This window comes from Pseudomonadota bacterium (assembly GCA_010028905.1).
Lineage (GTDB): Bacteria > Vulcanimicrobiota > Xenobia > RGZZ01 > RGZZ01 > RGZZ01.
This window is the reverse complement of sequence record RGZZ01000122.1, coordinates 1-11,549: the sequence shown is the minus strand read 5'-3', so window position 1 is coordinate 11,549 and position 11,549 is coordinate 1. Positions and strand designations below refer to the sequence as shown.

Here is an 11,549-nt window from a genome sequence, read left to right as displayed (position 1 = left end):
GAGCGCCATCACCTCTGTGCTTCTCGCCAGCTCCGGCGCAAACAGGTTCTCTCCGCAGTAGATCACGCGATCGCGTTGCACGATTGCCGCGCTTGCGCTGCCGGAATCGGTGGTCGGCGTGGCGCCGTCGGCCTGCAGCCATGTTGCGAGCGAGGTGGCAGAGGGGCGGGGGCGCACGAGCATGGCGGCGTTGCGACCCAGCTGGATGCGCTTTCTGGGAGGTCCGGCCAGAAGCGCGCCGACCTCGGTGGCCAGTGAGTCGTCGAGCTCGAGGAACTCACACTGCGGCCAGGCCTTTATCCAGCGCTGGAAGTCAGCGCCGAAGATCTCCGCCCACTGGAAGTTGTTCTCCGAGCCCGCCTTGGTGTTGCGATCGGTGCGATAGGACGCCATACCGGTGGCGAGCAGACGCCCTCCTGCCGATACCCACTCGCTCACGGCGCCTGCCGCCGCAGGGGAGACACATCGCGCGTTGGCGACGATCAGCAGGTCGAGCGAGCGAAGCTGCTCACGCGTCAGATCGGCGTCACCCAGCTCACGCGCCTCCAACCCGAGTGCGCGCAGAACCGCGGCCGCGCCGTCAGCCTCCCACGCACCGGACCACCCCAGCACCCGCAAGGAGGTGCGGCTGCGCAGAAGCCCCACCCTCGGATGCACGACCGCGGCGCCTGAGGCATCGACCGCAGCGCACGCGGAGACCGCGCCCACAGCGGCGGCGCGCAGGGCGATGGAGAGGAATCTGCGGCGGTTCACGAGATCATGCATGGGCTCCGACAGATTCCACGCCGGACTTGAAAATCCTTCCACCAGGCCATCGCAGATCGGCCTGCCATGCCGCTCTCGACCTGCTGCACCCGGAGGTGAGCGGCGCCGTCGTCAGACCGCGGGGAGGCAGGCGCCGCTCATGCCGATGTGGCTGAGGGCAAAATCATACTTCACCGGATCGTCCGGATCGAGCCTGCGAAGCGAGGCCGTCACCTCTTCGGCCATGCGCCAGTCGGGGGTTGCGCGCGTCGTGAGCCCGAAGAACGACGCCAGACGAATGACGTGCGCGTCGAGCGGGATGATGAGCTGCGCGGGACGCGCGGAGCGCCACAGACCGAGATCGAGCCCCTGCTGGTGGCGCACCATCCACCGCAGCCACATGTTGAGGCGCTTGCAGGCCGAGCCCTCTGCCGGGCTCGGCAGCAGGAACCTCAGGCGACGTGTTCCGAGGGGCGCGCGTGCGGCCGCGAAGGCGTGCGAACGGAGCTGGTGCACGAGCGCCTCGAGTCCTGGCTTCACGCTGCGTGAAGACGCGGGCAGGCTCTGGGCAAATACACGCTCGAGGCCCCCGTGCTCTCTCAGCAGCGCGCCGATGGCGGAGAACAGCGCGTGCATCTCGACACCCGCGGTCATGCGGTGGAGAAACCCATGAAAGGCGCGACGCTCTGCACGGCCTCGAGGGTCGAACTCGCGGGCAAAGCGCGCAGGGGAGGCGGTGGTGCGACGCAGCACCTCGGCAATGGAGACGAGGACGCGGTCGACCCGCCCGTAGGCAAGGCAGGCTGCCACCAGTCCGACGACCTCCTGGTCGGCCGGGTCTTCGTGCGCGAGAACGAAGCGAATCGGGTCGCGTTCACGGTGTGCCGCGTAGTCGTAGCACTCGAAGAGATGATCGAGATGTCGGCGCAGCGTGCGAAGCCCACGGCCCCTGAGGGGAGGCGACGTGGCCAAATCAGCGCCAGTCGGTGGCACCCAGGGACGCCGTGGCCGTGATCAGAAGTCGTCGCGCAGCAGGCTGATCATCCTGCGCGCGAACTGATCGTTGCTGTCGATCTGGGAGACCTTCTGGAAGTGCACCAGTGACTCGTCGAACTCGCCGCGCTTGTAGCACATGAGCGCCAGGTTGTACTGCGCCTCCTTGTGGTCGGGGCAGAACTTCACGGCCAGCTTGAACGCCTCCTTGGCCTGCTCGTAGAACGATTCGTTCTCGGTCATCGTGAGACCCAGGGTGAAGTGGACGTCGGCTTGCTTCGGATCGTACTGGGGCGTGCTCGCACCCCCCTTGTCCGATTTCTTCATGAACGAGCCGAACAGTCGCTCGAGGAGAGAGGGCTCCTTCGCGTCCGGCTTCTTCGTGTAGGACGCGGCGTCAGACTTGCGGCCAGATTCCTTGCCGTGCTTGCGTGCCAGGAACTGCGGCTGCTTGTCGTAGTCCTTGCGCTTCTGCTGGTCGTTGAGGATGTTGTAGGCCTCAACCAGCTCCTTCATCTTCTCGTCGGAATAGACGCGCATGTCCGGGTTCAGGTCCGGGTGGTACTTCTTGCTCAGGGCGCGGTACGCCTTGCGGATGTCTTCGGGCGTTGCTGTGGGCGCCACACCCAGGACTTTGTAGTAATCTCGCTTCTGCGCCATGTATTCGCCATGCCTTCAAATCTTCTGGAGAGCCGCACGCGTGAACGCGTCTTCTCAAGGCCCTCGCCAACAGTGCTGAGGACGGTCTGGTACGTCATTGCGCATCCGCGTACCTGCTGCGGTTGCGCACGTGCCCCCCTGTCGTGATACTGGCGTTTCTTGACGCGTTGACGTGATTCCTCTGGCAGACCTCTCCAGGCGAGCCTGTACCTCGACGCCGAGAGGTCGGTGCAGGACCCCTGTCCACACTGCGGGTATATCTGAGACAAGGCAGTCGCGTCCGCGGGCGAGTCCCGGGGGCGCGTCAGGGGAACGAGGAGGCTCGCATGTTCAAGATCCTCGAGTCGATGCGCAGGTCGCCCTCGTTCATCGCGGCGGGGGAGCGCGTGATGCTGCGGCACATGGCGCGTCCGGATCTGAAGAAGATCAAGGAGTGGTTCAAGAACCTCGACCTCGTCAGCTTTGCGTTCGGGGTCAAGGGAAGCCCGGAGACCCTGGCCCGCATCGCCGATGAGTACTACCGCGAGATCTACTGGTGGCAGAAGAATGCCCTGGCCATCGACACCCTTGCGGGTGACACCATCGGGTTTGTGAAGTACAACATCCGTGAAGATCATGAGCTGCATGCCAAGGTCGGCATCCTCATCGGTGACCCCGCGCACTGGGCCCACGGCTACGGCACCGAGGCCATGGGGCTGTGCCTCGAGTACCTGTTCGGGTCGCGCAAGGTCGATCGGGTCGAGCTCGACACCGCTGATTTCAACCTCCGGGCGCAGCGCTCGTTCGAGAAGGCTGGGTTCAAGCGAATGGGCACCTTCACCGAGGTGAGCTTCCAGGATGGCAGCGCCAGCCGAAAGGTCTGGATGTCGCTCGAGCGCGCCGACTATCTCGCCCGCGAACCGCGAGAGCCTGCCCCGTCTCAATCCTGACCGCAGCTCTGCTGGGGGCGCCTCTGTGAGAACGGCCGAGAAGGCCGATCTCCGCCCAGAAGGATTGCGAGAGCTTCGGCTTCGGGCCGCGCTGCTAGAGGCTCTCGATCTGGCCGCCCAGAACCGACGGCGGCACGCCTGGATAGTGGAAGCGCCCGCGGAGATTCCCGCTCGCGTCGAACAGGAAGAGATTGCTCACCGGCACGACCCCTTGGGTGAACTCGCCGCTGAACGCGCGAACCGTGCTCCCGTCGGTGTCCACAACGGTACGCGCCTCCACGCCGAAGCGCTGCGCAAACTGCGCGGCGCGTCCGGCGTGCTCACCGTTCACGCTCACCACGAGGAGGCGCAGGGCGGGGCGTTTCGCGCACGTCTCCTTCAGCTCCGGCATGGCCTCGAAGGTGCCTTCCGAGAACGCTGTGAACCAGATCACGGCTGGCAGGCCACGCATCGCGTCGCTGCCCGTGCTCAGCCCGTTGACCGTTCGCTCGACGAACTCCGGCATGCGCCCACCCAGCGCGAGCGGATCTTGCGCGCATGCGTTCCCGCACGTCGCGACCCCGACCGTGAGCCCCGCAAAGATCACGAGCCTCAAGACCTGCACGAGGAGCGGTGCGCGTTGCCCGCGTCGCCGATGGCGAGGTCGATCAGGCATCGGTGCTCACCGCCCATCGGGAGAGCTTCTCGATCACGGCGGCCCGCAGCGATGCGTCCGCCTCGAGACGGGCGCGCGCGGGTTCCATCGACAGGGCTTCCACAGCCGCGGCGGCCACATCTTCGTCCGGATCGTCGATGAACCCGAGCAGCGCCGATGTTGCATCGGTATGCTCGAGGCTCGCCGTCACCTCGACGGCCTTTCGGCGGACATCGGTTTCAGGGTCTCCCCCTGCTGCGGCCATCAGCCGCACGACGTCGGCGTGCTCGCACCCGACGAACCACTCGAGGACCTGCCGTCGCTGCGCTGCGTCGAGTGAAGGCCAGGCGCGCTCCACGTGTGAGGCAAGCGGACCGATGAGCGCGCGGCGACGGGCCCAGGGCAGGTGACTCACGTGACGGGCGATGCCGAAGGCGGCGGCGCGAACCCCGCTGTCCTCATCTGCGATGCTTCGGACGGCGTGCACGAGCCCCTCGTTCTCGTCGAGGGCTCGCAATGCGTTCAGCGCCGAAGCCCTGACCTCGGCGTGAGGATCTGCAGCGCAGGCGGCAAGCGCCGTGCAGAGCGCAAGGACGCGGTATCGACCCGCAATTCCTGCGGCCGCGGCACGAACCTCGCCGGCCGCATCAGACAGCGCCCCGCGCAGCGCCGTCGTGATGTCGGCGGCAAGCTGCTTGTTGTCCTTGCCGGCCCGCGCGGCGGGCCACCCGAGTGCGTAGAGGGCCATGCGGCGCGAGCGTGGGTCATCTTGCAACGGGTCGACGTGTGGCTCCTCGCCGCGCTCCGTCTGGTCGATGACGTCTTGCAGGCGCTGGGCGAGCCGCGCGTCGCCGCGCAGGGTGAGGCGTCGCAGCCCTACGCCGTGTGCGCTGACACGTGGCGCGGAGTCGTCTCCCGAGTCGTGTGCGAGCGCGTCGACCGACGGGAAGTGGATGGCCTCGAAGTACTCGCGATAATCACGCACCAGCGTGTGCAGCACGGGCGCGCCGTCAGACGGGGTCCAGCTGATCTCGCGCATCTGCGAGCCCTGTACCCTTCCCTCGACAGAGAAGACGTCATCGCGCCCGAGAGCCCAGACATACACCCGTGCAAGCCTGCAGAAGCGCTCGATGCTCGCGTGCTCGTCGGCGACCTCGCTCAGCTCGAACTCATGGAAATCGCTCATACGCTGGAAGCCTGCCTCTCGTCTTTCAGACGCGCCCGCATGGCGTCGTCGTCATGGCGCAGCGCGATGCCCTCAAGCTCGGCCAGCAACTGCGCAAAGTGCTGGGGGTCGAAGTCGAGGCCGTCCACTCGCTTTATCTTCTCCGCCTCCGTGGGAGATGCCCGCTCTCCCTCATTGAGCAGCTCTTCGTCGAGCTTCTCGCCAGGACGGCTGCCCCTGACCTCGATGGGAATGTCGGTGTCCGGTTCGAAGCCGGAGAGGCGGATCATGTTGCGTGCGAGCTCGAGGATCTCGACGGGGTCACCCATGTCAAGGATGTAGACCTCACCGCCACGCGCCATGGCCGCCGCCTGGATGACGAGCGTGACCGCTTCCGGAATGGTCATGAAGTAGCGCTTCATGCGTGGATCGGTGACGGTCACCGGACCGCCCATGGCGATCTGTCGGCGGAACGTCGGCACAACGCTGCCCCGCGATCCGAGAACGTTCCCGAACCGAACGCTCACGAACCTCGTGGTGCCGGCGTCTGCGCCGCCCGCAACCGCTCTCTGGGCGGCATCGAGAACGACCATCTCGGCCAGTCGCTTCGACCAGCCCATCACGCTCACGGGGTTCACCGACTTGTCGGTGGAGAGCAGGATGAAGCGCTCGACTCCGTGACGGCGCGAAAGCTCGACAAGGTTGCGGGTTCCGAGCACGTTGACCGTGATGGCTTCTGTGGCGTTGGTCTCCATCATCGGGACGTGCTTGTGCGCCGCCGCATGAAACACGACCTTGGGGCGGTGGCGCGCGAAGATGGCTTCGAGACGAGGCATGTCGCGAACGTCGCAGATGACGGTTTCGAACGGCGTGCCGCCGTGATGGCCGATGTCGACCGCCGCCTCGTGCAGCGAGTTCTCGCCCCGCCCCAGCAGCACGAGTCGAGAGGCCCCCAGCGAGGAGATCTGACGACAGATCTCAGACCCGATCGATCCGCCAGCGCCGGTCACCAGAACGGTGCGCCCGGCGATGAAATCCGCGTTGGCCGCCAGGTCGATCTCGACGGGTGGGCGGGCCAGCAGGTCTTCGATCCGGACATCGCGCATCTGGCTCACCTGCGTGCGCCCCTCGACGACGTCTGCAACGCTGGGGACCATCTTGAGCTCGACCCCGCGCAGCGCCTCGACCTGGCTCACCACGCGACGCACCAGCGGAGGACGGGGATCGGCGACCACGATCTCGTTGATGTCGTTGCGCGTGACCACGCTGGCGAGATCGTCGAGCCGACCCAGAACAGGAACTCCCCTGATCTTCACGCCGGTGCGGCCCGGCGTGTCATCGACAAAGCCGACGCATGCGTGGGTCTGCTCAGGCTGACGGGCAAGCTCTCGCAGGATGGCCTCACCGGCGTCATTCGCCCCGACGATGAGCACGCGCTGCACCTGCTCCCCCTGGGCCGACGAGAGCCGCTCGCTGTGCAACCTCAGTGTGAAGCGCACGGCGCCGATGGAGAGGAGCGTAAGCAGCCAGGCGGTGATGACGATGCTCCGCGGATACACGCTCCCGCCGCTCCAGAGCGTGATGAAGATGAACGGCACATACGCCAGGGTGACAGCCTTCGAGATGTCCTCGAGCTCGTGCACCCCCGCGTAGCGCCACACCTTTCCATACAGCCCGAACGCGCTGTAGGCGATGAGGTTGGCGGCCACGATGGCGATGTGGGCGCCGAGCATGTGCATGCCGCTGTACTTGGCGGGCACGTCACCCTCGAATCGCAGGTTCACGGCAAGGTGGATGGCGACGAACACCACCACCGCGTCGGCCAGCAGCAGCGCCGCCTTCCGTATCAAGCGCGCCCCCTGCGAGGGGTTTCCGATGCGATGGACGCCCGTCTTGCGCTCGAGGCCGCCGACGGGGTCGCGTACACCACGAGGTTGTCGATGAGCTTCATGCGCACCCGAAGGTTCGGCACCACCCGAGCGATGCGCTCGAAGATCCACGCCAGGAAGGGCAGATCGACGAGGTTGCGCGCGATGTGGAGCACGTAGTGCAACGTGGTCACCTTCTCGTCTGCCTCGATGTGCTCGACGGCCAGTCCGGCACGACGCGCCATCGCTGTCATCGTCTTCCGGCTGAAGTAGTACACGTGCTGGGGTGGGTTGTAGATGCGGTGCTGGCGGCCTTGCAGGCGCGACCAGGGGTGCCCCACGTCGCCGGTCGAGAAGATCAGAATCCCATCGTCAGACAGCAGCCCGCAGGCCTCGGTGAGGACCGCGCGTGGATCGAGGACGTGCTCGAGCGCGTCCCACAAGGTGATGACATCGAATCGCTGATCGGCGAAAGGCGTGAGTGAATCGCCTTGCACGACGTTGAGTCCGCGGGCGCGTGCCTGCTCCACCGCGTACGATGAGACCTCCACGCCCCAGGCGTCCCATCCGCGTCGTGATGCCGCTTCCACGCACCAGCCAGCAGCGGTGCCCACATCGAGCCATCGGCCGCGCACCGCCTCCGCAGACACCCCTCGAAGACGCGCCAGGCGCTGCTCGACACGCGCGATCTTCTGATCGAAGGAAGCCAGGAAGCTGTCTCGCTCGCCCACGTAGTCGAGGTATCCGCGTCGCTCCGGATCGCCGGTGAAGTAGCCCTCGTCATAGAAGTCGGCGAGCGCCTGAGGCGTGGGCCGCGGGTGCAGGAACTCGAGACCACACGATCGGCAGGCCACGATCTGGTGGCCGAACTTGATGAATCGCAGCGTGGCCTGGGTCCCATCGCAGAGGTTGCAGGGAGCGGTTTGCACGAGGTCAGCCATCGATGCTCTCTCTCTCGGAATGGCCACCCTTGCTTGCGTGGGACGATTCCCAGCCGTGGCCGTAGGTGTTGTCCTCGGCTGCAATCGCGCCGAAGGTCGCCAGCATGATCCAGGCGTCGAGCCTGAGCGAGGCGTGGTCGACGTAATATACGTCGAGGCGGATGCGTTCCTGCCACGTGAGCGCATTGAGGCCGCTCACCTGGGCAAGCCCGGTGAGACCCGGAAGTGCCTCGAGCCTTCGTCTCTGCGCGTCGGTGTACTGCTCGACCTGGTAGGACAGGGTCGGGCGTGGGCCGACGATGCTCATCTCGCCCTTCAGGACGTTCACGAGCTGAGGCAGCTCGTCGAGATGCCAGCGTCGCAGAAAGCTTCCGATCCGGGTGATGCGAGCGTCACCGCGCTCGATCTCGTATCCTCTTCCCATTCTGTCGGCTCCCACGACCATGGTGCGGAACTTGTAGAAGGGGAACGGCCTCCCGTGTCGCCCGACGCGTTCGTGCACGTAGAAGACGGGGCCGGGATTGTCGAGATAGACCGTCACCGCCAGGAGCAGCAGCAGGGGAGACAGCAGCAGCAGCGCGGCGGCCGACACGAGGACGTCGATGAGGCGTTTTGCAGCGGGGTATGACACGCGCCCTACTTCGTGATGACAAGGGCCGGTTCCCCGCCTTCAGCGCCCGTCTGGGCTGCTGGGGAGCGGAACCAGGAGGTACCAGAGATACACCGAGGTGTTTGCCATGGGCTCGGTCCACATGCGGATGACGTCGCCCGCGCGCACCTCGCCTCTCCAGAGCAGCGCGGCTCTGCCCTTCTCGAGCAGCGGCTGCACGTCTCCGACCGGAGACGCTCCACCCGCGCGCTGGCTGGCGCCCCCTTGAAGGAACCACGTCTCCCGCTGATCGGTGCGACCATTGGTGACATAGTGCCGGCCGCCGAAGGTTCCATTCGGGTTCAGGACCAGCAGCGCCATGCGCCGACAGCTCGGGGGAAGCCTTCGCAGGCTTACCCGCAGCTCTTCGACGCCGCCGTACTTGCCGCGGTTGTCGACCGTGGCGATCGTGGCGTTCGGGTTTCGAGGATCGCGGGTCCCGGGGGTCGGGTCGAAGCCGGGAATCGATTCGAACAAGGAATAGACGCGCAGCGGCTCATCGGCGTCTGACCAGCCGGGTGCGTCGTAGGTCACGCGCGCAACGCGATCCGGCGATGGGAAGAGCCCCCGCGCATGCTGGAAGCTGTCGAGGATGCGGGTGAACCGTGCGGGCTGGGTTCGGGGATCGAGGAACTTCTCGAGGCGACGGGCCTCTTCGCGCCACACAATGGAGTGGAGCGTGGGCAGGCAGTCGATCTCTGCCTTCCGCGCGGGCAGGGACCCGTCTGTCTCTGCGACGCAGACCACGAGCTCGCCGGCGACGGTGGAGGAGACCATCAGATGCGCGACGGCCGTCTCCTTCGGGGGGAGGGTGAGATCGAGCAGCCACGTGACGCCGTTGGCGTTGACCTCACGGCGTGGGATGGGGAGCACCGCGCGTGAGCGCTCAAAGGCGACCCGTCCCGCGCGCACGCTGTCGAGATTCACCGCCACACCCTGAGACGTCGTTGCGAGGGTGCCGTCGCAAGCGGGGATGAAGCCGAGACCCAGCCGGAGACGTCGCGCCGTGCCGTTTGTGTGGTCGACCAGGATCCGCACCGATCTCGCTGTCGGGACCGCAGCCCGCGCATAGACGCCGGTCGCGCCTCGACTCCCGTCTTCGCGGAGGCGGTCATCCTTGATCTCCTCGGGCTGATCACTGATGAACAGCGCGCCCACGCTTGCGGGATCGGTCTCAAGCGGCTGGTTCAGGTAGAGCCCGGGGAATCGTCCCCGATAGGGCGGCGAGGTGGTGCTGTCGCGATCGATGTTGGCAGGCGTGCGAAAGTTGTAGCCTCCCGCAATTGGAGGCGGAGGATGCTCCATGCTGCCGATGGTGATGCCGAGTGCGGAGATGTCGACCTGCTGGCCAGGCGCGGGGAGATGGTCGATGACCCTCGTCAGCGCGGCAGGAGCGGGGGTGGACCAGGACGCCGCAGGCAGCGCACCCAGAAGCAGGCAGACGAGGAAGGCTAGAGCAGCAGCACGCCAGGAGGGAAGGGGGAGACGCGTGAGAGGCGCGAACGCCTCAGCCGGCGGTTTCGGCAACCTGCTCGCGGATCCACGCGATCTCCGAGTCGAGTCCGGTCGACAGCTCGGTGCGCGGTTGCCACCCGAGCTCTTCTCGCGCTTTCGTCACATCGGCCCAGCTGCCGACCAGATCGCCACGGGTCGCGCTCTGCCAGCGGATGCGCTCGGGGGCGATGTCGATCTTCGTCTTCAGGATCTCGATGGCCTCACGAATGGAGCGCGGCTCACCGCTGGCGATGTTGTAGACGCCGCCGCTCCCGCCCTTTCGAAGTACTGCGACGCACGCCTCGACAGCGTCGTCTACGTGGAGGAAGTCACGCTTCTGGTGCCCATCTCCGAGGATGTCGAGGCCGACTCCCTCGAGCGAGGTGCGGATGAGGCGATGGAAGATCTGATCCGGACGCTGCCGAGGGCCGTAGAGGCTTCCCAGGCGGAGAGCAACCGTGGGAACGCGGTAGTTCGTGGCGTAGGCGGTGAGAAGATGCTCTGACGCGAGCCGCGCCACCCCATAGGGCGAGACGGGGAGGGGAAGGGTGGTCTCGCTGGCCGGCGCGTCGACGGCGTTGCCGTACACGTGGAGTGAAGATGCCAGGACGAACCGATTGACCTGCAGCGCGGCTTCGAGAAGCATCTGCGTCGCGAGGATGCTGTTGCGGGTGTAGGTGGCGAAGTCACGCCCCCAGCTGCCTCGCGGGCCCACCTGGGCGGCGCAGTGGTAGACCACCGTCACCCCGTCCATCAGGCTGACAGGCTCGACCTTCGTCAGGTCGGCCTCCACGAACTCGAACCCAGAGAGGCCTTTGAGGCGCCGGACGTTGGCTTCCTTCTGGACGCGCGCGTAGTTGTAGAACTGATCGGTGTAGCAGTCGACGCCGACCACGGTATGGCCTTCAGAGACGAGGCGTTCGCTGAGGTGGCTTCCGAGGAACCCGCCGCAGCCGGTGACAAGGCATGTTTCACTCACGGGTTCTCGTTTCACGACGGTGGCCGGGGTTCCCTTCAGACGACGGGCCTTCAACGGAGCACCGAACCGGCTTCCGCACGCGGGCGCTGTCGGGTATAATGGTGCAATGAAGATCGAAGGTCCCAACTTTGGGAACTACGATGCCCAGCATCTGAGCATCGTGCGGCGGGAGACGCCGCACAGCATCAAGCCGAACCTCTTCCGTGATCTCGACAACGGGGTCGCGCAGGCGCTCCTCTTCACCGACATGGTCAACCTGTCGCCAGAGGCGAAAGCGCTGCTGAAGAAGCTCAAGCGCCAGATGTCGGGGACGAAGGACGCCCCCAGCGATGACACCTCGGTCGAGCAGCTGATCTACAACCTGCGCCAGCTTCGTGAGCTCGTTAACGCAGATGAGCGCCATCAGGCGGAGGGCGAGCAGGCTCCCGTCGATGAGCGCCCGCGTCCCCGCAATGCCTACAATCCGAATCCGCTGCCGCTGGGGACGGTCATG

Annotated in this window: 12 protein-coding genes; 2 read left to right on the top strand and 10 right to left on the bottom strand. The window is 66.1% G+C overall.

Annotation, left to right across the window (positions count from 1 at the left end):
• The 3 genes from EB084_10585 to EB084_10575 all read right to left on the bottom strand — a co-directional run.
• A partial coding sequence (locus tag EB084_10585; GenBank protein NDD28699.1) for a hypothetical protein occupies positions 1-765 on the bottom strand: 765 nt, incomplete at its 3' end.
• Between the two features lie 111 nt (positions 766-876).
• Positions 877-1,737, bottom strand: a complete 861-nt coding sequence (locus tag EB084_10580; protein NDD28698.1) for a TIGR02757 family protein — start codon at positions 1,735-1,737, stop codon at positions 877-879.
• A 21-nt stretch (positions 1,738-1,758) separates the two neighbouring features.
• A complete protein-coding gene (locus tag EB084_10575) occupies positions 1,759-2,397 on the bottom strand; it encodes a hypothetical protein (protein NDD28697.1) in 639 nt (212 codons plus the stop codon).
• Positions 2,398-2,723: 326 nt separating this feature from the next.
• On the opposite strand from EB084_10575, the gene EB084_10570 reads away from it, so the two are divergent.
• Complete coding sequence (locus EB084_10570) at positions 2,724-3,326, top strand: N-acetyltransferase (protein NDD28696.1); 603 nt, start codon at positions 2,724-2,726, stop codon at positions 3,324-3,326.
• Between the two features lie 94 nt (positions 3,327-3,420).
• On the opposite strand, the gene EB084_10565 is transcribed toward EB084_10570, so the two are convergent.
• The 7 genes from EB084_10565 to EB084_10535 are packed head-to-tail and all read right to left on the bottom strand — an operon-like array spanning position 3,421 to position 11,182.
• A complete protein-coding gene (locus tag EB084_10565) occupies positions 3,421-3,981 on the bottom strand; it encodes a hypothetical protein (GenBank protein ID NDD28695.1) in 561 nt (186 codons plus the stop codon).
• The gene (locus tag EB084_10560; protein ID NDD28694.1) at positions 3,974-5,146 is read right to left on the bottom strand and encodes a hypothetical protein; all 1,173 of its coding nucleotides are present in this window, start codon (positions 5,144-5,146) and stop codon (positions 3,974-3,976) included. Before EB084_10560 ends, EB084_10565 begins: the two co-directional genes overlap by 8 nt.
• Entirely contained in the window at positions 5,143-6,975 is a 1,833-nt protein-coding gene (locus tag EB084_10555; protein NDD28693.1) for a polysaccharide biosynthesis protein, read from the bottom strand. The genes EB084_10560 and EB084_10555 overlap by 4 nt, the downstream gene beginning before the upstream one ends.
• Positions 6,972-8,120 carry a class I SAM-dependent methyltransferase gene (locus EB084_10550; protein ID NDD28692.1) on the bottom strand — a complete coding sequence of 383 codons (1,149 nt, stop codon included), beginning with the start codon at positions 8,118-8,120 and terminating at the stop codon, positions 6,972-6,974. Before EB084_10550 ends, EB084_10555 begins: the two co-directional genes overlap by 4 nt.
• Entirely contained in the window at positions 7,927-8,565 is a 639-nt protein-coding gene (locus tag EB084_10545; GenBank protein NDD28691.1) for a sugar transferase, read from the bottom strand. Before EB084_10545 ends, EB084_10550 begins: the two co-directional genes overlap by 194 nt.
• 39 nt (positions 8,566-8,604) lie before the next feature.
• Complete coding sequence (locus tag EB084_10540) at positions 8,605-10,110, bottom strand: hypothetical protein (protein ID NDD28690.1); 1,506 nt, start codon at positions 10,108-10,110, stop codon at positions 8,605-8,607.
• On the bottom strand, positions 10,091-11,182 hold the full coding sequence (locus EB084_10535) for an NAD-dependent epimerase/dehydratase family protein (GenBank protein ID NDD28689.1): 1,092 nt from the start codon (positions 11,180-11,182) through the stop codon (positions 10,091-10,093). Before EB084_10535 ends, EB084_10540 begins: the two co-directional genes overlap by 20 nt.
• Here EB084_10535 and EB084_10530 point away from each other — a divergent pair.
• A partial coding sequence (locus EB084_10530) for a hypothetical protein (protein NDD28688.1) occupies positions 11,163-11,549 on the top strand: 387 nt, incomplete at its 3' end. The genes EB084_10535 and EB084_10530 overlap by 20 nt on opposite strands.